Here is a 19,997-nt window from a genome sequence, read left to right as displayed (position 1 = left end):
CCGGCCCGGCGGACCATGCTCCCCGGACCAGCTCACGTGGAGGAAGAACGACATGTCCCAGCCACCGACCGGGCCGGGCGGCTACCCGCCGTACCCGCCGCAGCCGCCGGCCGCGCCCGGTCAGCCGCCGTCGGGCGGCGCCCCGCACGGCACCACCTACGGCACCCCCCGCCAGCACAACCCCGAGCAGGCCGTGCCGCAGCAGTACGGCGCCCAGCCCGCCGGGCCCGCCGGTTACCCGCAGTCCGCGCCGCCGGCCGGGCCCGCCGGTTACCCGCAGTCCGCGCCGCCGGCCGGGTCCGCCGGTTACCCGCAGTCCGCGCCGCCTGCCGGGCCCTCCGGTTACCCGCAGTCCGCTCCGCCGGCCGGGTCCGGCTACGCCCCGGCGGGCACGCCGGCTGCCGCGCCCCAGGCCGGCCAGGTCTCCGTCCCGCCCGCCTTCGGGCAGCCGATGTCCGTGCCCCCCGCGTCCGGGCCGGCGTACGGGCAGCCGATGTCCGGCCCGCCCGGGGCCACCCCGCCCTTCGGCGCCCCCGCGCCGGGTGCCGGCAAGAGCCGCAAGGTGCTGGTCCTGGCCGTGGTGGCCGGGCTGCTCTTCGTCCTGGGCGGGGTGATGACCGGCCTGTTCGTCAGCACGAGCAGCGAGCTGGACCGCACCGAGAAGAAGATGGCCAGCGAGGTCAGCCAGCGCGACGGCACCATCGCGGCCAACGGCAAGGAGATCGAGAAGCTCAAGGCCGACCTGCAGACGGTGAAGGACAAGCTGGACGACACCGAGCAGGACCTCACCGGCACCCGCAACGACCGGGACGAGCAGGCCCGGCAGAAGAAGGTCATCGCCAACTGCCTCGACAAGCTCACCACCGCGCTCGGGGCGGCGGCGGCCGGCAACAAGGCGGCCTACGACAAGGCCGTCCAGGGCATGGACAAGATCTGCAACGAGGCCGAGAAGTATCTGTGAGGTGACCCGTCGCGGGGTCAGGCCGCGCCGGCGGGGCGACGCTCCGGCAGCGCGGTCACCCCGGGCGGGGGCAGCCCGGCGGTCGAGGCCAGCAGCGCGCACCAGGCGAGCAGATGCGGGGCGAGGTCGTCGTCGACCGGCGTCCAGGAGGCGCGGATCTCGATGTCGCCGGCCGCGGGCGGCCCGGCCAGGTCGCCGAACCGGGTCGACATGGTCTGGGTGATCGTGCCGCCGATCGCGGTGTGACCGGCGTCCTGCGCGTCCAGGGCGTCGGTCAGCCACGTCCAGCCCACTCCGGGCAGCAGCGGGTCGGCGGCCAGGTCGACCTCCAGCTCCGCCGTCACGTAGGTGACCAGCCGCAGGGTGCCCCGCCAGGCCTCGTGCCCGGCCGGGTCGTGCAGCAGGATGAGCCGCCCGGAGGCCACCTCGTCGCCGTCGCGCACGACGGTGGCGGAGAGCGCGAAGGCGTACGGGGCGAGGCGCTGCGGCGCGCCGACCTCCTCCAGCACGATCTCCGACCGGGGTGCCGCGGACCGCAGCCCGGCGACCGCGCGGGCGAAGGTCTCCGGGAGCGCGATCGGGGGGGCCATGCCGGCAGCCTATGCCCGGCAACCCGCCGCCGCCGGAAACGGCACGCCGGGAGCGGCCCTCCCGCGGCCCGCGTGCGACGGCCCGGCGGGCCGGGGAAGCCCCGCCGGAGGCGCCTCCGTCGCGGCAAGCTGACGGGGGTCACAAAAGGCGGCGCTGCCCGCTGCCGCGAGCGTGCCGCGTGGCACGATGGCCGCGATGACCACCACCACGACGGGCGACGACGCCCGAGACGAAGACACCCGCTCCGGCGGACCGGTTGACTCGCCCTTCGTCCGGGCCTGCCGGCGTCGGCCCGTCCCGCACACCCCGGTCTGGTTCATGCGGCAGGCCGGCCGGTCGCTGCCGGAGTACCGCGAGATCCGGGCCAACGTGGCGATGCTGGAGTCCTGCCGCCGCCCCGAGCTGGTCACCGAGATCACCCTCCAGCCGGTACGCCGGCACGGGGTGGACGCCGCGATCCTGTTCAGCGACATCGTCGTGCCGGTCGCCGCCGCCGGGGTGGACCTGGACATCGTGCCCGGCACCGGCCCCGTGGTGGCCGAGCCGGTGCGCACCCTGCCCGACGTGGAACGGATCCGGCCGATCACCCGCGACGACGTCTCCTACGTGGACGAGGCGGTCCGGCTGCTGGTCGCCGAGCTGGGCGACACCCCGCTGATCGGTTTCGCCGGCGCGCCGTTCACCCTGGCCAGCTACCTGGTCGAGGGCGGCCCGTCGCGCACCCACGCGAAGACCAAGGCCCTCATGTACGGCCAGCCGGAGCTGTGGCACGCGCTCTGCCGCCGGCTGGCCGAGGTGACGCTGGAGTTCCTGCGGGTCCAGGTGGCCGCCGGGGTCTCCGTGGTGCAGCTCTTCGACTCGTGGGCCGGCGCGCTGTCCGAGGCCGACTACCGCCGCTTCGTGCTGCCGCACTCCGCCGCGGTGCTCGCGGGGCTGGCCGACGCGGGCGTGCCCCGGATCCACTTCGGGGTGGGCACCGGCGAGCTGCTCGGCGCGATGGGCGAGGCCGGCGCCGACGTGGTCGGCGTCGACTGGCGTACGCCGCTGGACGTGGCGACCCGCCGGATCGGCCCGGACAAGGCCGTGCAGGGCAACCTCGACCCGTGCGTGCTGCTCGCGCCGTGGCCGGTCGTCGAGGGCGAGGTGCGGCGGATCCTGGAGCAGGGCAGGGCCGCGCCCGGGCACGTGTTCAACCTGGGGCACGGCGTGCTGCCGGAGACCGACCCCGACGTGCTGACCCGGGTGGTGGCCCTGGTGCACGAGCTGTCCGCCCAGCCAACGGACCGGGGCTGAGCGGCATGCGGGCGTCGTGGCGGGTGGCGGTGGTCGGCGGCGGGATCGCCGGGCTGGCCGCCGCGGTCCGGTTGCGTGACCGCGCCCCCGCCGACACCGAGATCACCGTGTACGAGCAGTCCGGCGCGCTCGGCGGCAAGCTGCGCACCGGCGAGCTGGCCGGTTCGGTGGTGGAGTTCGGGGCGGAGTCGTTCCTGATGCGCGACCCGGCCGGGGGCGAGTCCGCCGCCGTGGCCCTGGTCCGCCGGCTCGGCCTGGGCGAACAGATCGTGCACCCCACGGTCGGGCAGGCCGCGCTGGTGGTCGACGGCGCGCTGCGCCCGATCCCGGGCGGCACGCTGGTGGGCGTACCGGGGGATCTGGAGCGGGTGACCACGGTCGCGCGCCCGGCGGCGGACGCCGACGTCGACGCCGGCCGGCCGCTGCTCGGCGCGGACGACGACGTCTCGGTCGGCGCGCTGGTCCGGGCCCGGTTCGGCGACGAGGTGGCCGACCGGCTGGTCGACCCGATGCTCGGTGGCGTCTACGCCGGCCGGGCCGACGACCTGTCCCTGGTGGCGACCATGCCGGCGCTGGCCCGGGCCGCCCGGGTGGAGCACACCCTGGTGGGGGCGGTGCGCGCCGCGCAGGCCGCCGCTCCCCGGGCGCCGGGTACGCCGGTCTTCGGCACCCTGGCCGGTGGGCTCAGCACGCTGGTCCGGGCCGCGGCGGCGGCGAGCGGGGCGACGATCCGGCGGGACGCGGCCGTGCGCGGGCTGACCCCGACCGGGGCGGGGTGGCGGCTGACGGTCGGCCCGACCCGCGACCCGGAGCTGGTCGACGTCGACGCCGTGGTGCTGGCCGTGCCGGCCCGGCCGGCGGCGCGGCTGCTCGGCGGTCCGGCGCCGGCGGCGGCCGAGCGCGTCGGCGAACTGGACTACGCCAGCGTCGCGCTGGTCACCCTCGTGCTGCCCGAGCCGGAACTGCCCGAGCTGTCCGGCTTCCTGGTGCCCAACACCGAGGGGCTGCTGATCAAGGCGTCGACCTTCTTCACCACGAAGTGGGGGCACCTGCGCCGGGCGGACGGGCTGGCGCTGGTCCGCGCCTCCGTCGGCCGGTACGGCGAGGAGCGGCAGGTGCAGCGCACCGACGAGGACCTGGTCGCCACCGTGCACCGGGAGTTGTCGGCGGTGCTCGGCGTGCCGCTGCCCACCCCGGTCGCCGGGCACGTGCAGCGCTGGGGCGGGTCGCTGCCGCAGTACACCCCGGGTCACGCCGACCGGGTGGCCGCCGCGCGGGCGGTCCTGCGGGCGCACCACCCGACGCTCGTCCTGGCCGGCGCCGGGTACGACGGCGTCGGTATCCCGGTCTGCGTCCGCTCCGGCGAGACGGCGGCCGAAGAGATCATCACAGCACTGGGAGGATCGGGGACATGACCGAGCAGACCAACGCGGCCCGGCTGCGGGAGCTCAACGCCAGCATCCGCTACACCATGTGGTCGGTGTACCGGGCCAGCAGCCCGCTCCCGTCGCTGCGCGAGAACGTCACCGGCGAGGTCGAGACCCTCTTCGAGGAACTGGCCGGCAAGGACGTGGTCGTCCGCGGCACGTACGACGTCTCGGGCCTGCGCGCCGACGCGGACCTGCTGATCTGGTGGCACGCCGCCTCCAGCGACGCCCTCCAGGACGCGTACCTGCGGTTCCGTCGCACCACCCTGGGGCGGGCGCTCACCCCGGTCTGGTCCCAGATGGCCCTGCACCGGCCGGCGGAGTTCAACAAGAGCCACATCCCGGCGTTCCTCGCCGGCGAGGAGGCCCGCTCGTACGTGTGCGTCTACCCGTTCGTCCGCTCCTACGAGTGGTACCTGCTGCCGGACGCCGAGCGGCGCGAGCTGCTCGCGGAGCACGGCAAGTTGGCCCGCGGCTACCCCGACGTGCGGGCCAACACGGTGGCCTCGTTCGCGCTCGGCGACTACGAGTGGATGCTGGCGTTCGAGGCCGACGAGCTGCACCGGATCGTCGACCTGATGCGCGACCTGCGGGCAGCCGGCGCCCGCCGGCACGTGCGGGAGGAGATCCCCTTCTACACCGGCCGCCGCCGCTCGGTCGCCGACATCGTCAACGGCCTCGTCTGACGTAGGGCCCGAGACCCGCCCGCACCGCACTGTCGAGCTGCCCCGCCGGGTGGGGCGGGTGGGTCGCTGCCCGCGCTCCGCCCGGAGCGACCCTGACGGAGCGTGGGTGCGGCCGGCGGTGAGTCGTGGGCGGCTGCCATATCTCTATCGTTCCCAGTCGATGCCTTCCCGGCGCATCGGGGTGTGCGGGATGCCGTCCTCGACGTAGCCGGGGCCGCTGACGGCGAAGCCGTGCCGGGCGTAGAAGTCGACCAGGTGGGACTGGGCCTCCAGCACGCACGGGCGGTCGCCGACGACCTCCAGTGCCGCCGTCATCAGCCGGCCGGCGTGCCCGCCGCCGCGCGCCCGCGGCGTGACCACCACCCGCCCGATCCGCGCCACGCCGCCCGGGTCGGCGAGGATCCGCAGGTACGCTGCCGGCGCGCCGTCGTCGTCGAGCCACAGGTGTCGGGTGCCGGGCTCGACGTCCCGCCCGTCGAGTTCCGGGTACGGGCACGCCTGCTCGACCACGAACACGTCGATCCGGAGCCGGAGCAGGTCGTGGAAGGTGCGGGCATCCAGGTCGGCGAACGTGGCGACCCGGACCGGAAGGTTCTGCTGCGGCATGCAGGCGATGGTAGATCGACTCACGGCGTGCGCGTGTCGCCGAGTGACTCCAGCAGGGTCCGCAGGGTGTCCGCGAGGGTGTCGCGCTGCGCCGTGGTGAGCGCGGCGAGCAGCCGGTCCTCGGTGGCGACGTGGTCGGGCAGGACCCGGTCGATGAGCGCCAGCCCCTCGTCGGTGAGGCCGACCTGCACCGCGCGGCCGTCGGTGTCGCTGCGGGTGCGGGTCACCAGGTTGCGCGCCTCTAGCCGGTCGAGCCGCTGGGTGACGGCGCCGGAGGTGACCATCGACGAGTGCATCAGCTGGGTCGGGGTCAGCCGGTGGGGCGGGTCGCTGCGGCGCAGCGTGGCGAGCACGTCGAAGGACGCGGAGTCGAGGCCGTGTGCACTGAACGTGCGGTGCAGTTCCGCCCCGGCGAGCCGGGAGAGTCGGGACAGGCGACCGAACACCCCCATCGGGGAGGCGTCCAGATCCGGTCGTTGGGCGGCCCATTGCTCCAGTACCCGGTCGACGTGATCGGCCATCCGCCCACCCTAGCAGCGGTGCCTTAGTGGTGAGGTAGTTCACGGCGGACGTCGCGGGAATTACCTTAGCGCTCAGCTAAATTATCTCAGTGCTAAAGAACCGGACGCTCGTCCTCGGCGTGACCGCGCTGGCCCCGGCGATCTGGGGGACCACCTATCTCGTCACCACCGAGCTGCTGCCCCCGCAGCGCCCGCTGCTGGCCGCGGTGGTGCGTGCCCTTCCCGCCGGTCTCCTCCTGGTCGCGGTCACCCGGCAACTGCCCAGGGGTGCGTGGTGGTGGCGGGCGGCGGTGCTCGGCGCCCTGAACATCGGCTTCTTCTTCGCGCTGTTGTTCGTCGCCGCGTACCGGCTTCCGGGCGGGGTCGCCGCGACCGTCGGTGCGGTGCAGCCGCTCCTGGTCGCCGCGCTCTCCGCCGGCGTGCTCGGCGACCGGCTGACCCCGCGTACCGTCCTCGCCGGGGCCGCGGGGGTTGCCGGGGTCGGGCTGCTGGTGCTGCGGGCGGACGCCCGCCTCGACGGCGTCGGCGTCGCCGCCGCGCTCGGCGGCGCGGTCGTGATGGCCGGCGGCGTGGTGCTCAGCAAGCGGTGGTCGTCGCCCGCGCCGCTGCTGGCCACCACGGGTTGGCAGCTCGCCGCCGGCGGCCTGCTGCTCCTTCCGGTCGCCGTGCTGGTCGAGGGTCCCCCGCCGGCGGTGCTGACAGCCGGGAACCTGATCGGGTACGGCTACCTCACGCTCGTCGGCTCCGCCCTCGCCTACGCCCTCTGGTTCCGTGGCATCCGCGCCCTCACGCCCACCACCATCACCTTCCTCGGCCTGCTCAGCCCGCTCGTGGCGACGGCGTTGGGCTGGCTCGTGCTCGCCCAGGAGCTCACCCCGGCGCAGCTCTCGGGCGGGCTGGTCGTCCTCGCCGCCATCGTCGTGCAGTCCCGGGCGTCCCGCCCGGCCCGATCCCCGCGTCGCATCACCCCGTCGGCGGCGGCCCCCCGGTGAGACTCGCGTCAGGAGGGACGGGCGCCCACCGCGTCGCGGATCTCGGCGCCCTGGGCGCCCTCCTCGGCGCGCGCGCAGTGCGCGCAGCAGAAGAACCGACCGGACACCTCCACCCCGTGCCCGACGATCTTGATCTGGCAGTGCTCGCAGATCGGCGCCATCTTGTGCACGGCGCACTCGAAGCAGTCGAAGGTGTGCACGTCGCCGCTGACGGTTCGCACCTCGAACGCCATCCAGTAGTCGTTACCGCAGACCTCGCAGGTTGCCACGACATAACCCCCCGAAACAGGACACGTTTTCCCAAGCCTGCGGTACGGGCGCGGGCCCGGTGGCCGAAACGGTCGAGCTGGTCGGGTTCGGCGGCGTGTCGCCCCCGGCGTGTCGGCCGTTGTACGGGGTGACCGCGCACGACCGGAGGAACGACGAAATGATCAAGCGGAACAAGCTCTTCGGCAACCAGACCCGGGTCACGTTCAGCCTGCCCCGCGACACCCCGCCCGGCGCCGTCAGCGTGGTCGGCTGCTTCAACGGCTGGGAGCCGGGGCGGCACGAACTGGTCCCGCGCCGCGACGGCACCCGTACGGTCACCGTGCGGCTCGGCCCGGGCGAGTACCGCTTCCGCTATCTCGCCAGCGGTGGCGTGTGGCTGGACGACGACTCCGCCGACCGGATCGACGAGCGGGGCGGCCTGCTGTTGCTGTGAGGGGCGGGGAGCTGAAGGTCATCGATGTTTTTATCGACAGGAGTCTTTACTGTTAAGAAGGTTTAATTTATGTTGGGTGGCACCTCACCAGCCCCGAAGTCCGAAGGAGCTGCCACCATGCGCCGAAGAATCACGGTCCCGCTCGTGGCGACGGGCGCCGTCGTCTCCACCCTGGCCGTCGCGGCGCCAGCCCAGGCCCACGGCTACGTGTCGGGGCCGCCGAGCCGCCAGGCGCTCTGCGCCCAGGGCCGGGTCCCGGACTGCGGACAGATCAAGTACGAGCCGCAGAGCGTGGAGGGCCCGAAGGGGCTGCGCAGCTGCCACGCCGGGATCGCCCACTTCGCCGTCCTGAACGACGACAGCCGGGGCTGGCCCGCCACCGCGGTCGGCTCCTCGGTGACCTTCACCTGGACCAACACCGCCCGGCACGCCACCAGCAACTGGGAGTACTTCGTCGGTGACACCCGGGTGGCGGTCTTCGACGGCGGTGGGCGGCAGCCCGGGGCCACCGTCTCGCACACCGTCAACCTGAGCGGCTGGTCCGGACGGCAGAAGGTGCTCGCCGTGTGGAACATCGCGGACACCGCCAACGCGTTCTACTCCTGCGTCGACCTCCAGGTCGGCGGCGGTCCGTCGCCCACGCCGAGCCCGACGCCGCCGGCCCCGTCGCCCACCCCGACCCCCACCGCCTCCCCGACCACCCCTCCCGCCCCGGGCGGCAGCTGGACGGCGGGCCGGGCGTACCAGGCCGGCGACCAGGTCACCTACGGCGGGCTGACGTACCGCTGCCGGCAGGCACACACCGCGATCCCCGGCTGGGAACCGCCCCACGTGCCGGCGCTCTGGACCCAGGTCTGACCGTACGGGTGCGGCCCGCCCCCGGCGCCCGCCGCACCCGTCACCACCCCGGATCGGAGTACGCCATGCGACGGCTGCGCACGGTCGCCCTGCTCGCCGCCCTGCTGCTGGCATCCGGCTGCGGCGCGGGGACACCCCCGACGCCGCCCGCGCCCGCAACGACCGCGACGACCGCGGCCACCGGGAGCGCGCTGAGCGGGCTGGACGTGGTCTTCCTGACCACCATGGCGGCGCACACCGAGCAGACGCTGGAGATGGTGCGGCTCGGCCGGGACCGGGTGACCGACCGGAAGCTGCGCACCCTGGTCGCCGCCATCGAGGTCACCGAGTCCGACGAGCTTGCCACGATGCGCGGCTGGCTGCGGGAGGCCGGGCCCGCCGGGACGGCCCACCGGCACGACCACGACCACGGGACCACCGTAGGAGACCTGGCACGCCTGCGGGCCGCCCCGGACGGCGAGGTCGACCACGTCCTGCTCGACGTGCTCGGCGCACACCAGGGCGCGGCGGCCGACCTGGCCCGGGCGCACCTGGCGGTCGGCAGCGACCCGAGGGTGCGCGACCTCGCCGGACGCGTCGAGCGCTCGCGTACGGCCGAGGTCTCGCTCCTGGCCGGGCTGGCGGCGGCCCGGCGCTGACCCGGCGGCCCGGGGTCGGGGTCGCCCGGCCGCGCGACCCAGCGGTGCGCCCCCGCCTCAGGCGTCGGTGCGCGGCTCCAGTCGGATGGAGACCGAGTTGACGCAGTGCCGGGTGTCCCTGGGGGTGAAGCCCTCACCCCGGAACACGTGACCGAGGTGGCTGTCGCACCGGGCACAGCGGATCTCGGTGCGGCTCATCCCCAGGCTGCGGTCCTCGATCTCCTTGACCGCGCCGGGGATGGCGTCGTCGAAGCTGGGCCACCCGCAGTGCGAGTCGAACTTCGTGTCGCTCGGGAAGAGTTCCGCGCCGCAGGCCCGGCAGCGATAGATCCCCGGCGTCTTCGTGTCGACGTACTCGCCGGTCCACGGGCGCTCGGTGCCGGCCTCCCGCAGCACCCGGAACTCCTCGGGGCTGAGCCGGACCCGCCACTCTTCCTCGGTGCGGGGCAGTTCGCTCTCGTGAAGACTCACCCGCCAACGGTACGCCGGACGTCGGGGGTGTGGCATATGGTCGCGCAATGGGTGGCACGAAGGCCGCGGCCGAAGAGATCGAGGTGGCCGGGCACACCGTACGGCTGACCAGCCCGGAGCGGGTCGTCTTCCCGCAGCGCGGCTTCACCAAGGCCGACGTCTTCCACTACTACGTCGCCGTGGGCGACGGCATCATGCGCGCACTGCGCGACCGTCCCACCACGTTGCAGCGCTTCCCCGAGGGCGTCGAGGGGGAGATGTTCTTCCAGAAGCGGGTGCCGACCCGGGGCGTGCCGCCGTGGGTGCGCACGGCCACCATCAGCTTCCCGAGCGGCCGCAGCGCGGCCGAGCTCTGCCCGGCCGACCTGGCCCACGTGGCCTGGGCCGCCCAGATGGGCACGATCGTGTTCCACCCGTGGCCGGTCCGCGCCGCCGACGTCGACCGCCCCGACGAGCTGCGCGTCGACCTCGACCCGCAGCCGGGCACCGACTTCGCCGACGCGGTCGCCGCCGCCGGCGAGCTGCGCGGGCTCCTCGACGAGCTGGGCGTCCCCGGCTGGCCGAAGACCTCGGGCGGTCGCGGCGTGCACGTCTACCTGCGGATCGCGCCACGCTGGACGTTCACCGAGGTGCGCCGGGCCACCATCGCGCTCGCCCGCGAGCTGGAGCGGCGCCGGCCGGAGCTGGTCACCACCGCCTGGTGGAAGGAGCAGCGGGGCACCCGCGTCTTCGTCGACTACAACCAGATGGCCCGGGACCGCACGATCGCCTGCGCGTACTCGCTGCGGGCCAACGCCCGGGCCACCGTCTCCACCCCCGTCACCTGGGACGAGCTGCCCGACGTCGACCCGGACGACTTCGACCTGCGCAGCGTCCCGGCCCGGCTGGCCGAACGCGGCGACCCGCACGCCGGCATCGACGACGCGGCGTGGGACATCACCCCGCTGCTGGAGTGGGCCGATCGGGACGCCGCCGCCGGCCAGGGCGACATGCCGTACCCGCCGGACCACCCCAAGATGCCCGGCGAGCCGAAGCGGGTGCAGCCCTCCAAGGACCGCGACCGCCCCCGCTGACCGGCCCGCGCCGGCTCTCGTGCTGCCGCCCGGGCGGCGTTGGCCGTCACCGCCGGTCGGCATACGCCTCCACGGCCTCCTTGGCCGAGCGCAGGTCCGCGCCGGTCGCCTTCCGGTACGCGGCGATCGCCTTGATCTTGTCGCCCCGGGCCAGGTGTTCGCGGACCCCCGGCGGCACGGGCGCGGCGTCCACCACGCCCAGGTGGTCCATCACCAGCGTGAGCCGGCGCTCGATCTCGGCGAGCCGGTACGCGGTCCGCGCCTGCTCGGCCCTGCCCGGCACCTGGGCGGCGAGCAGCGCGACGACGGCGACCACGAGCACGGTGAGGACGATCTCCATCCGGCGATCGAAGCACAGCGCCGCCATCCCGTCCGCCCCGCGCCCCGACGATGGACCGCCGCCGATCGGGTAACGATCAAGTAACGGGCGCGAACCTTTCCCGGACCGTCACCCCTCTCCCTGATCGTCGGCCCGACACCGGGCCAGGGGAGGGCATCGGATGAAGCTGGTGTGGAGGCGGGCCCACGAGGCGCGCGGGCTGCTGCTCGCGGCGGTGGTCGCGGCCCTGGTGGCGGTCGCGTTGGTCACCGGCCTCTCCGACTACAACCGCCGGGCCGTCGAGGCCGGCCAGCGCACCCTGCTCACCGGGGCGTCCTTCGAGGAGCGCAGCATCCTGGTCAGCGGTGCGGCCGGCCGGGACGCGACCGAGTTCGCCACCCGGGACCGGGCGGTCCGCGACGGCTTCGCCGCCGGTCTCGGCGGTGCGCCGATCACCGTCGACGCCGCCCGCTACGGCGGTGGCCGTGAGCTGACCGGCGACCTCGGCCCGGTGGTCCGGGAGGACGACGACCCGGTCTTCGCCAGCCTCGCGACCCTCGACGACCTGCCCCGCCACGCGGAGTTGGTCGGCGGCGCGTGGCCCGTCCCCGGGGCGTCCCCCGTGCAGGTGACGTTGCCGGAGAAGGTCGCCAGCGCGCTCGGGATGGCCATCGGCGACCGGGTGCCGATGCTGGACCGCAGGTCCGAGCGGACCAGCGAGGTGGTGCTCGTCGGGACGTGGCGCCCGCGCGACGCGGCCGACCCGTACTGGCTGCTGGCCCCCGGGGTGGGCGCCGGCAGCGCGGCGGACTCCGGCACCTCGTACGGGCCCTTCGTGCTGGACCGGGCCGACTTCGTCGCGACCTACCCGGGCGCGGTGTCGGCGTCCTGGGTGGTCGAGCCGGACCTCGCGGCCGTGGCCCGCGCCGGCCGGCTGCTCGACGTGCGGGCGGCGCTGAGCGCTGCCGTCGCCGAGGTGCCCGAGGCGGCCGGGCTGGGCTCCTCGGCCCAGACCGTCACGGCGATCGACCGGCTGCTCGACCGCGTCGCCCGGGCCGACCTGGTCGGGCGTTCCTCGCTGGCCACCCCGCTGCTGCTGATCGTGGTCCTCGGCGGGTACGCGCTGGTGCTGGTCGCCGCCCTGCTGCACGAGGACCGGCGGGGCCAGACCGCCCTGCTCCGGGCCCGCGGCGCCGCCCGGCGGCAACTGGCCGGCCTGGCGGCCCGGGAGGCGGCGCTGGTCGTCCTGCCCGCCGGCGTGCTGGGGCCCCTGATCGCCGGCGAGGCGCTGCGGCACGTGGGCACCGACGGCGCCGCCCCGTTGGCGCTCTCCCCCGAGAACACCACGCTGGTCTGGGCCGCCGCGGCCGCCACCGCCGCCGGCTGCCTGGTCGCGATGGTCGTCCCGACGCTGCGGGGGGCCGGCACGTACGTCGCCGACATGGCGGCCCGGTCCCGTCCCACCCGCGCCGCGACCGTCCAACGGGCCAGCCTCGACCTGGTGCTGGTCGGCTTCGCGGTGCTGGCCTGGACGCAGCTGCGCCAGTACTCCTCGCCGGTCACCGGGGCCGGCGGGCGGCTCGGGGTCGACCCGCTGCTGGTCGCCGCGCCGACGCTGGGCGTGCTCGCCGGCGCGGTCGTGGCGCTGCGGCTGCTGCCGCCAGCGACCCGGTTCGCCGAGCGGTTCGTCGACCGCCGGCCGTGGACGGCGACGATGTTCGGCATGTGGCAGGCCGGCCGGCGCCCGCACGCCGGCCCGGTGCTGCTGCTCGCCCTCGCCGTCGGCGGCAGCACCCTGGCCTGGTCGCTGGTGACGACGGGGGAGCGGTCGCAGGCCGACCAGGCCGAGCACACCGTCGGCGCCGACCTGCGGGTCGTCGAGCGCACCGGCGCGGCGCCCGACGACCGGGCCGGTCAGGTCGGCGCGCTGCCCGGCGTTGACGGGGTGCTGCCGGCCTGGCGGGACGAGATCCGCCTCGGCCGCGACGACCTGCCGACGACGGTGGTGAGCCTGGACGCCGCGGGCGCGGCCGGCGTGCTGCGGCTCAACGAGCGACTGGCCGACGAGCCGGTGCCGGCGCTGCTGGACCGGCTGACCCGGGCGCGCGGCGCGCCGGCCGGCATGGACCTGCCCGCGGGCACCCGCTCCCTCACCGGCACGGTGCGTACGCCCGTGCGGGGCGCCGTCACGCCGCACCAGATCGGTCTCTGGGTGCTGCTGACCCGGGCGGACGGGCTGGCCTTCCGGCTTCCGGCGGGCAGCAGCGGCAGCGACGGCCGGCCGGTGCCGTTCACCGTCGCCGTCCCCGACGGGGCGGGCACCCTGCGGCTGTCCGGATTCGAGATCGACGCGGGGGACGCGCGCGGGCGGGCGTACCGCCTGGAGGTGTCGGACCTGCGGCTGGTCGGCGCCGACGGCGCGGCCCGACCGGCGTCGCTGGCCGGCGGGTGGGTGGCCGTCGACGGCCAGGGCAAGCCGGCCGGCGCGGCGGTCGAGGCCACCGGCCTGGTCGCCGAGCGGGAGGTCGAATACCTGGCGGGCGGCCGGTACGCGTTCCAGCCGTCGAGCCGCTTCGCGGTCGTGCCGGCCGGCGAGAACCGGCCGGTGCCCGCGCTGATGACCCCGGCGGTACGCGACGCGCTGAGCCTGAAGACCGGGGACACGGTCAACCTCGTGCTGTCCGGCGCGACGCTGCCGGTCACGCTGGTCGGCGAGCTGGACGCGGTGCCGTCCACGGCCGGCGAGGGCGTGCTGCTGGACCTGTCGGCGGCGACGGACTGGCTGATCCGGGACCGGGGCGCCATCCGGCCGGTCGCGGAGTGGTGGCTGGGCACCGACGGCGACGGCCACGTCGAGGCGGCCCGTGGGGCGGCCGAACTGGCCGGCACCACGCTGCTCGACCGGCGGGAGGTGGCCGAGCGGGCCGCCGGCGACCCGTACTGGCAGGGGGCCCGCACCGGGCTGCTCGCCGCCGCGCTCGGCTCGGTGCTGCTGGCGCTGGTCGGCCTGGTCGTCGACGTCTGGGCGACCGCCCGGCACCGGCTGGGGGAGTTCGCCGTGCTGCACACGCTCGGCGCCAGCCCCCGGCTGCTGGCCCGGGCGCTGCTGGCCGAGCAGACCTTCCTGGCCGGCATCGGGGTCGGGGTCGGCCTGCTGCTGGGCGCCGCGGTCGGCGCGACCATGGCCCCGCTGGTCATCCTCACGCCGTCCGCAGGTCGGCCGGTGCCGGAGGCCGCCTTCGTGGTGCCCTGGCTGCCCATCGGCCTGACCGCGCTCGGCCTGCTGCTGGCGGCACTCGCCTTCAGCGCGTTCATCGCCCTCGGCATCCGGCAGCGGGTGGCCGTGGCGCAGTTGCGGATCGGGGGAGACCGGTGACCGGGTGGAGCGTAGGGACGACCAGGAGCGGAGACGGGGCGTGGTGAGCATCGGGGCGGTCGCCCGACGCGTGCGGGCGTACGGCGGACAGTTCCTGCTCCTCGCGGCGCTGACGCTGGTCGCCACACTGGTGATCAGCGGCGTGCCCCGGGTCGTCAACGCGCACGCCGAGCAGGGACTACGGGCCCACCTGGGCGCAGTGCCGGCGCAGCAGCGGGACGTGACGTACTCGACGGGGCCGCTCCTCGCGAAGAGCGACGGCTATTCCCCGGTGGCCGCGCGTCAGCGCGACCTGGCGACGCTGGAGGCCGGGATGCCGCCGGTCGTGCGGGGGCTGGTCGAACAGCGGTGGTTCGCCGCGGAGACCCCGGCCAGCCGGGTGCGGGGCCCGGACCTGGCGGCGAAGAACCTCCTGGTCCACCTCGGCCTGCGCGCCGTGTCAGGGATCGAGACGGCCGGCACGCTGGTCGAGGGGCGCTGGCCGGCCGACGCGCCGGAGGACCAGCCGGTGCAGGTGGCGCTTGCCGCCGACGTCGCCGGCAAGCTGAACCTGCGGCTCGGCAGCCGGCTCACCATCGCCCCACCGGAGATGCCCGAACCCCTGCCCCCGGTCCGGGTCGCCGTGGTCGGTCTCTTCCAGCCCCGCGAGGCCGCCGACGGGTTCTGGGACGGACTGCCGCCGCTGCTGCGGGCCGTCGAACCGGTGGGCGACGGCGAACCTTTCATCGCCGTCGGGGTCGTCGACGGCGCCGTGCTGAACCGCCAGGCCGCCGACGGCTGGCTGATGTCGTTCAGTTGGCGCTACCGGCTGGGCGCCGACGGGATGGACGTCCGAGAGCTGGACCAGGTGATCGACGGACTTCAGCAGATGACCCGGGAGGCGGCCGGCCGCAACTTCGTCCAGGGGGTGGACATTCCGCTGCGAGAGTTCGCCGCCGAGGTGGACAGCGCCCGGACGGTGCTCGGGGTGATCGCCGCGGGCGTGCTGGCCACGCTGGCGGGGCTCGTCGTGCTGGCCGCCGGGCTGCTGGTGCGCCGACGCCGGGCGGAGTTCGTGCTGCTGCGCGCCCGGGGCGGGTCGGCCACCGCGAACGCGGGCCGTAGCCTGGCCGAGTCGCTGCTGGCGGTGCCGCCCGCCGCCGTACTCGGTTGGCTGCTCGGCGGCCTCGCCCCCGGAGCGCCCGGGCAGACCTGGTGGCTCGCGCTCGCCGCGACCGTCCTGGTGGTGTCGGCGCTGCCGGTGGCCACCCTCGCCGTCTCCACCGGCGGCACCGGGCGGCGCGACCTGGTCCGGTCGCGCCCCACCGCGCGTCGGCTCACGGTGGAGGCGGGCCTGCTGGTCCTCGCGGGTCTCGCGGTCGTGCTGCTGCGCCGCCGTGGCCTCACTCCCGGCGAGGTCGACCCGCTGCTGGTCTCGGTCCCGGTGCTGCTGGCCGTCGCCGCGGCGGTGGTCGCGATGCGGTTGTACCCGTGGCCGCTGCGGCTGGTCAGCCGGCTCGCCGCCCGCGCCCGGGGCAGCGTCGCCTTCCTCGGTACCGCCCGGGCCGGCCGGTCGGTCGTCGCCGTGCCGCTGGTGGTCGTCGTGCTGGCCATCGCGACGGCGGCGTTCTGCGCGGTGACGGCCGCCGGGATCGAGGCGAGCCGGGACCGGGCCGCCAGTCGGGCGGTCCCCGCCGACGCCCTGATCCTGGGGGAGCGGATCGCCCCGGACACGGGCGCCGAGTTGGAGCGGCTGCCGGGGGTGCGCGCCGCGAGCCCCGTGCTGCACGAGGCGGGCCAGCGCCTGACGAAGGACGCGGTCGGCACCGACACCAGGCTCGGCAGCGTCACCGTGCTCATGGTCGACGGCCCCGCCCTGGCCCGGATGGTCAGCCAGGCCGACGTCGACGTGACGGTACCCGCGGCGCTGCTCACCCCCGGCGGGGGAACCGGCCCGCTGCCCGCGGTGGTCTCCCCGACGGTCGCCGCCGAGTTGGCCGACGCCGGACTGGACGGCTCTGCCTTCGTCAGCGCCCAGGGCCAGCGGTACGAGTTCCGGGTCGCCGAGCGGGCGGAGAGCTTCCCGCTGCTGCGCGCGGGCAACAGCCGGTTCGTCATCCTGCCCTGGCAGTCGTTGCCCCGCCGGGACTACGCCGCCGTGCCGACGGGCTTCCTGGTCGTCGGCGACGGGCTGGACGCCGAGGCGCTGCGCCGGGTCGGCGACGCCGGGCAGTCCCGCTTCCAGACGGGCGGGACGATCACCGGCGGCGAGCGCCCGCGCGGCGTGGAGGTGCTGACCTTCGCGGACACCCGTCGGCAGGTGGGCGAGGGCGGCGCGAACGGGGTGCTCGCCTTCGGCTTCCTCGCCGGCGCGGCCGGCGGGACGGCGCTCGGCCTGCTCGCGATCGCCTTCACGGTGCTCGCCGGCGCCCGGGAGCGCGGCCAGGTGCTGTCCCGGCTGCGCACCCTCGGCCTGTCCCGGCGCCAGTGGCGCGGGCTGCTGGTGGTGGAACTGGCCCCGCTGGTGGGCGTCTCGGTGGTGACCGGCGCGCTGGTCGGCACGGTGTTGCCGCTGCTGCTCACCCCGGTGCTCGGCCTGTCCGCCTTCACCGACGGCGTGGAGGTCCAGGTGGCGTTCGAGCCCGGCCTGGCGGCGGGGGTCGTCGCGTTGGGGGCGGTCGCCCTCGGCTTCGCGGTCGCCGTCGAGGCCCTGAACAACCGCCGGATGCGCCTCGGCGAGGTGCTCCGGCTCGGAGAGGAGAGCTGACATGACCGCTACCGCGGAGACCACCGCCGTGCCGGACCTGGCCGCCCTGCAACAGCGGGCCGCCGAGCGTGCGGCGGAGCGGGCCGGTGGCCGGGACCTGTTGCGCGGGCACATCGTCTGCGACGGGCTGGTCCGGATCTTCAAGACCGAGGGGGTGGAGGTGGTCGCGCTGCAGGGGCTCGACCTGGTCATCGACCGGGGCGAGCTGGTGGCGATCGTGGGCGCCTCCGGTTCCGGCAAGTCGACCCTGCTGAACATCCTCTCCGGGCTGGACACCCCCACCGCCGGCATCGCCCGCGTGGGCGACTACGACCTGCTCAACCTCTCCGCACGGCGGAGACTGAGCTACCGGCGTGACATGGTGGGGTTCGTGTGGCAGCAGACCGGCCGCAACCTGCTGCCGTACCTGACCGCGCTGGAGAACGTCGAGCTGCCGATGCGGCTGGCCGGTCGGCGGGGCGGCCGGCAGGCCCACCGCGAGCGGGCCCGGGAACTGCTCGACCTGGTCGGCGTGGGCCACTGCGCCGACCGGCGGCCGGGGCAGCTCAGCGGCGGCGAGCAGCAGCGCTGCGCGGTGGCGGTGGCGGTGGCCAACGACCCCGAGGTGCTCTTCGCCGACGAGCCGACCGGTGAGCTGGACGAGGCGACCGGCGCCGAGGTGTTCGGGGCGCTGCGCACCATCAACGCCGAACTCGGCGTCACCATCGTGGTGGTCACCCACGACCACGCCGTGGCCACCCAGGTCCGCCGGACCGTCGCGATCCGCGACGGCCGGACCGCCTCCGAGGTACGCCGGACCGCGCGGATCGGCGCGGACGGCAGCACCGAGCTGGTCAGCGAGGAGTACGCCGTGCTCGACCGCACCGGCCGGATGCAGCTGCCGGCGTCGTTCGTCGACGCCCTGTCGCTGCGGGACCGGGTGCGGCTCAACCTGGAGCCGGACCACGTGGAGGTGCGGCCGGGCGACCGGGCGCGGGACGAGCGGGAGGCGACGCAGTGAGCGGGCCAGGAATCAGTCGGTACCGCGTGGCCGAGCCGGTCGGCCGCGCCGAGCGCAGCGGGGCGGGATCATGAGCGAGCGGGACGTGATGGCGGACGGCCGGTACGACGGGGCGACGGTCGACGGGCGCTCCGGCGGGACGGCGACGGACGGGCGGCCCGGACACGTCGCGCACGGGCGCTCCGGGGCCGTCGCGGACGGGCGGCCCGGCGGAAGCGTGGCGGGCGTCGCGGTCACCGACGAGGTGGTCCGGGTGGCGGAGGTCAGCCGCACGTTCGGCCGCGGTGAGCACGCGGTGCACGCCGTGCGGGAGGTGTCCTTCTCCGCCGGGCGGGGCGAGCTGGTCGCCGTACGGGGCCGCTCCGGGGCGGGCAAGACCACCCTGCTGAACCTGGTCGGCGGGCTGGACCGGCCCGACTCGGGCCGGGTGGTGGTGGCGGGGCACGACGTGACCGGGGCCGGCGAGCGGGAGCTGCTGGAGCTGCGCCGGGGCATCGTCGGTTTCGTGTTCCAGACCTTCGGGCTGGTGCCGATCCTCTCCGCCGCCGAGAACGTCGGCGTGCCGCTGCGGCTGGCGCGGGTGCCGGCGGCCGAGCGGGAGGAGCGGGTGGCGGTGCTGCTGGAGCTGGTCGGCCTGGGCGGGCACGCCGCGCAGCGGCCGTACGAGCTGTCGGGCGGGCAGCAGCAGCGGGTGGCGGTGGCCCGGGCCCTGGCCAACGAGCCCGACCTGCTGATCGCCGACGAGCCCACCGGCCAGCTCGACTCGGAGACCGGCCGCTCGATCATGGACCTGATCCGGGCGGTCGTGCACGCGCGGGGCATGACCGCGCTGGTCGCCACCCACGACCCGGCCCTGATCGACCTCGCCGACCGCGTCCTCACCCTCCGCGACGGCCGCCTGGTCGACGGCTGACCGGGGCGGGTCCGCACCGACGTGCGGTGCGGACCCCGGGTGCCGGCGATCAGGGCGAACGAGGCGACCGGGCGCCGAGCGCGTTGCGCACTCAGTCCCGGCAACGGCGCCGGTGGTAGGCCGCGGTGAGCGCGAGCAGCAGCGGACCCCAGAGCAGCAGCGGGGCGTAGCAGGCCACCAGCAGCGCCAACCCGCCCGGGGAGAAGCCAAACTCGCCGCCACGCAGGAGCACGCCGGTCGCGGCGTACCCCCAGATCAGGATGAGCGCGACGCCGCCCGCGGTGGCCGCGGTGACGGCGAACGACGGCGGCACCCGCCGGCCGCCGACCAGCGGCAGCCAGCGCGGGAAGGTCTCGCCCCACGGCCGGACCAGTCCGAGCGAGAGCAGCGCCAGCGCCTCCTGGACCACGCTCAGCGACAGGATGTAGACGACCTCCCAACCGCCGAGCCGGACCGGCTCGCCGTTCACGAGCACGCCGATCGGGACGCCGGCCACCAGCGCGACGCGCCACAGCCCCGACGGGAGGGTGACCAGGGGAATCAGCCGGGCGGTCCGCACCGCCCACCGCGGTGCCGGTCGTCCGTCCCGGACGTGACCTGACGGGGCGGGGGCGATGGCGGTGCTCATGACGGACTCCGTTCCTCGGCGGCTGCCGCTCCAGCCTCGCCGGCCGAGGACCGTCCGCCACCCCGCCAGTGGGTGAACCGACTCCCCGACGCGGGGGAGCGTTCCCGCGGTCCCGGGTCACCGTGCGGATAGCGGAAGGCGGGGGAGCGTCCCGGTCCGGGTCACCGTGCGGATCGCGGAAGGCGGGGGCCGGCG

General features: G+C 75.6%; 20 protein-coding genes. 13 read left to right on the top strand and 7 right to left on the bottom strand.

Annotated features, from left to right (window positions below; translation table 11 throughout):
- Positions 1–52: 52 nt before the first annotated feature.
- A complete protein-coding gene (locus tag AB0G14_RS12380) occupies positions 53–961 on the top strand; it encodes a hypothetical protein (protein ID WP_357696528.1) in 909 nt (302 codons plus the stop codon).
- Between the two features lie 17 nt (positions 962–978).
- Here the strand turns inward: AB0G14_RS12380 and AB0G14_RS12375 are convergent, their stop codons facing one another.
- A complete protein-coding gene (locus tag AB0G14_RS12375; RefSeq protein ID WP_357696526.1) occupies positions 979–1,551 on the bottom strand; it encodes a DUF3000 domain-containing protein in 573 nt (190 codons plus the stop codon).
- A 187-nt stretch (positions 1,552–1,738) separates the two neighbouring features.
- On the opposite strand from AB0G14_RS12375, the gene hemE reads away from it, so the two are divergent.
- From hemE to hemQ, 3 genes are read left to right on the top strand one after another with little or no spacing between them, the layout of a single operon-like run.
- Entirely contained in the window at positions 1,739–2,845 is a 1,107-nt protein-coding gene (gene hemE, locus AB0G14_RS12370) for a uroporphyrinogen decarboxylase (RefSeq protein WP_357696524.1), read from the top strand.
- Positions 2,846–2,850: 5 nt separating this feature from the next.
- On the top strand, positions 2,851–4,260 hold the full coding sequence (hemG, locus tag AB0G14_RS12365) for a protoporphyrinogen oxidase (protein ID WP_357696522.1): 1,410 nt from the start codon (positions 2,851–2,853) through the stop codon (positions 4,258–4,260).
- The gene (gene hemQ / locus AB0G14_RS12360) at positions 4,257–4,958 is read left to right on the top strand and encodes a hydrogen peroxide-dependent heme synthase (RefSeq protein WP_357696520.1); all 702 of its coding nucleotides are present in this window, start codon (positions 4,257–4,259) and stop codon (positions 4,956–4,958) included. The genes hemG and hemQ overlap by 4 nt, the downstream gene beginning before the upstream one ends.
- A 144-nt stretch (positions 4,959–5,102) precedes the next feature.
- Here the strand turns inward: hemQ and AB0G14_RS12355 are convergent, their stop codons facing one another.
- Both AB0G14_RS12355 and AB0G14_RS12350 read right to left on the bottom strand, forming a co-directional pair.
- A complete protein-coding gene (locus AB0G14_RS12355) occupies positions 5,103–5,564 on the bottom strand; it encodes a GNAT family N-acetyltransferase (protein ID WP_357696518.1) in 462 nt (153 codons plus the stop codon).
- 20 nt (positions 5,565–5,584) lie between these two features.
- Positions 5,585–6,085, bottom strand: a complete 501-nt coding sequence (locus AB0G14_RS12350; RefSeq protein ID WP_357696516.1) for a MarR family transcriptional regulator — start codon at positions 6,083–6,085, stop codon at positions 5,585–5,587.
- A gap of 89 nt (positions 6,086–6,174) precedes the next feature.
- On the opposite strand from AB0G14_RS12350, the gene AB0G14_RS12345 reads away from it, so the two are divergent.
- Complete coding sequence (locus AB0G14_RS12345; RefSeq protein ID WP_357696514.1) at positions 6,175–7,077, top strand: EamA family transporter; 903 nt, start codon at positions 6,175–6,177, stop codon at positions 7,075–7,077.
- 8 nt (positions 7,078–7,085) lie between these two features.
- On the opposite strand, the gene AB0G14_RS12340 is transcribed toward AB0G14_RS12345, so the two are convergent.
- Complete coding sequence (locus AB0G14_RS12340) at positions 7,086–7,346, bottom strand: Prokaryotic metallothionein (RefSeq protein ID WP_357696512.1); 261 nt, start codon at positions 7,344–7,346, stop codon at positions 7,086–7,088.
- 158 nt (positions 7,347–7,504) lie between these two features.
- Here AB0G14_RS12340 and AB0G14_RS12335 point away from each other — a divergent pair, with 158 nt between their 5' ends.
- The 3 genes from AB0G14_RS12335 to AB0G14_RS12325 all read left to right on the top strand — a co-directional run bounded on the left by AB0G14_RS12335 (position 7,505) and on the right by AB0G14_RS12325 (position 9,276).
- Positions 7,505–7,780, top strand: coding sequence for an isoamylase early set domain-containing protein (locus AB0G14_RS12335; protein ID WP_357453885.1), 276 nt, complete (start codon positions 7,505–7,507; stop codon positions 7,778–7,780).
- 117 nt (positions 7,781–7,897) lie between these two features.
- The gene (locus tag AB0G14_RS12330; protein ID WP_357696510.1) at positions 7,898–8,638 is read left to right on the top strand and encodes a lytic polysaccharide monooxygenase; all 741 of its coding nucleotides are present in this window, start codon (positions 7,898–7,900) and stop codon (positions 8,636–8,638) included.
- A 65-nt stretch (positions 8,639–8,703) separates the two neighbouring features.
- Positions 8,704–9,276, top strand: coding sequence for a DUF305 domain-containing protein (locus tag AB0G14_RS12325; protein ID WP_357696508.1), 573 nt, complete (start codon positions 8,704–8,706; stop codon positions 9,274–9,276).
- A gap of 57 nt (positions 9,277–9,333) precedes the next feature.
- Here the strand turns inward: AB0G14_RS12325 and msrB are convergent, their stop codons facing one another.
- Complete coding sequence (gene msrB, locus AB0G14_RS12320) at positions 9,334–9,747, bottom strand: peptide-methionine (R)-S-oxide reductase MsrB (protein ID WP_357696506.1); 414 nt, start codon at positions 9,745–9,747, stop codon at positions 9,334–9,336.
- Between the two features lie 47 nt (positions 9,748–9,794).
- Between msrB and ligD the strand changes: the two genes are divergently transcribed.
- Positions 9,795–10,820 (top strand): non-homologous end-joining DNA ligase, encoded by a 1,026-nt coding sequence (gene ligD / locus AB0G14_RS12315; protein ID WP_357696504.1) that lies wholly within the window; start codon positions 9,795–9,797, stop codon positions 10,818–10,820.
- Positions 10,821–10,866: 46 nt separating this feature from the next.
- Here ligD and AB0G14_RS12310 read toward each other — a convergent pair whose 3' ends face one another.
- On the bottom strand, positions 10,867–11,160 hold the full coding sequence (locus AB0G14_RS12310) for a hypothetical protein (RefSeq protein WP_357696502.1): 294 nt from the start codon (positions 11,158–11,160) through the stop codon (positions 10,867–10,869).
- Positions 11,161–11,320: 160 nt separating this feature from the next.
- On the opposite strand from AB0G14_RS12310, the gene AB0G14_RS12305 reads away from it, so the two are divergent.
- From AB0G14_RS12305 to AB0G14_RS12290, 4 genes are all read left to right on the top strand, one after another.
- Entirely contained in the window at positions 11,321–14,515 is a 3,195-nt protein-coding gene (locus AB0G14_RS12305; RefSeq protein ID WP_357696500.1) for an FtsX-like permease family protein, read from the top strand.
- 4 nt (positions 14,516–14,519) lie between these two features.
- Positions 14,520–17,261 carry an FtsX-like permease family protein gene (locus tag AB0G14_RS12300; protein ID WP_357696498.1) on the top strand — a complete coding sequence of 914 codons (2,742 nt, stop codon included), beginning with the start codon at positions 14,520–14,522 and terminating at the stop codon, positions 17,259–17,261.
- A gap of 1 nt (position 17,262) precedes the next feature.
- Positions 17,263–18,261 carry an ABC transporter ATP-binding protein gene (locus AB0G14_RS12295; protein WP_357696496.1) on the top strand — a complete coding sequence of 333 codons (999 nt, stop codon included), beginning with the start codon at positions 17,263–17,265 and terminating at the stop codon, positions 18,259–18,261.
- Between the two features lie 70 nt (positions 18,262–18,331).
- Complete coding sequence (locus AB0G14_RS12290; RefSeq protein WP_357696494.1) at positions 18,332–19,174, top strand: ABC transporter ATP-binding protein; 843 nt, start codon at positions 18,332–18,334, stop codon at positions 19,172–19,174.
- A gap of 91 nt (positions 19,175–19,265) precedes the next feature.
- On the opposite strand, the gene AB0G14_RS12285 is transcribed toward AB0G14_RS12290, so the two are convergent.
- On the bottom strand, positions 19,266–19,802 hold the full coding sequence (locus tag AB0G14_RS12285; RefSeq protein WP_357696492.1) for a hypothetical protein: 537 nt from the start codon (positions 19,800–19,802) through the stop codon (positions 19,266–19,268).
- Between the last annotated feature and the right edge of the window lie 195 nt (positions 19,803–19,997).

Origin of the sequence: Micromonospora sp. NPDC023814 (assembly GCF_040639595.1) — a bacterium.
Lineage (GTDB): Bacteria > Actinomycetota > Actinomycetes > Mycobacteriales > Micromonosporaceae > Micromonospora.
This window is presented reverse-complemented; position numbering and strand designations above follow the sequence as displayed.

Coding starts and splice junctions, on each gene's coding strand:
- AB0G14_RS12290 (WP_357696494.1), top strand. CDS start 18,332: ATGAGCGAGCGGGACGTGATGGCGGACGGCCGGTACGACGGGGCGACG.
- AB0G14_RS12325 (WP_357696508.1), top strand. CDS start 8,704: ATGCGACGGCTGCGCACGGTCGCCCTGCTCGCCGCCCTGCTGCTGGCA.
- AB0G14_RS12350 (WP_357696516.1), bottom strand. CDS start 6,085: ATGGCCGATCACGTCGACCGGGTACTGGAGCAATGGGCCGCCCAACGA.
- hemE (WP_357696524.1), top strand. CDS start 1,739: ATGGCCGCGATGACCACCACCACGACGGGCGACGACGCCCGAGACGAA.
- hemQ (WP_357696520.1), top strand. CDS start 4,257: ATGACCGAGCAGACCAACGCGGCCCGGCTGCGGGAGCTCAACGCCAGC.
- AB0G14_RS12305 (WP_357696500.1), top strand. CDS start 11,321: ATGAAGCTGGTGTGGAGGCGGGCCCACGAGGCGCGCGGGCTGCTGCTC.
- hemG (WP_357696522.1), top strand. CDS start 2,851: ATGCGGGCGTCGTGGCGGGTGGCGGTGGTCGGCGGCGGGATCGCCGGG.
- AB0G14_RS12310 (WP_357696502.1), bottom strand. CDS start 11,160: ATGGAGATCGTCCTCACCGTGCTCGTGGTCGCCGTCGTCGCGCTGCTC.
- AB0G14_RS12335 (WP_357453885.1), top strand. CDS start 7,505: ATGATCAAGCGGAACAAGCTCTTCGGCAACCAGACCCGGGTCACGTTC.
- AB0G14_RS12330 (WP_357696510.1), top strand. CDS start 7,898: ATGCGCCGAAGAATCACGGTCCCGCTCGTGGCGACGGGCGCCGTCGTC.
- AB0G14_RS12355 (WP_357696518.1), bottom strand. CDS start 5,564: ATGCCGCAGCAGAACCTTCCGGTCCGGGTCGCCACGTTCGCCGACCTG.
- AB0G14_RS12285 (WP_357696492.1), bottom strand. CDS start 19,802: ATGAGCACCGCCATCGCCCCCGCCCCGTCAGGTCACGTCCGGGACGGA.
- AB0G14_RS12380 (WP_357696528.1), top strand. CDS start 53: ATGTCCCAGCCACCGACCGGGCCGGGCGGCTACCCGCCGTACCCGCCG.
- AB0G14_RS12295 (WP_357696496.1), top strand. CDS start 17,263: ATGACCGCTACCGCGGAGACCACCGCCGTGCCGGACCTGGCCGCCCTG.
- AB0G14_RS12375 (WP_357696526.1), bottom strand. CDS start 1,551: ATGGCCCCCCCGATCGCGCTCCCGGAGACCTTCGCCCGCGCGGTCGCC.
- ligD (WP_357696504.1), top strand. CDS start 9,795: ATGGGTGGCACGAAGGCCGCGGCCGAAGAGATCGAGGTGGCCGGGCAC.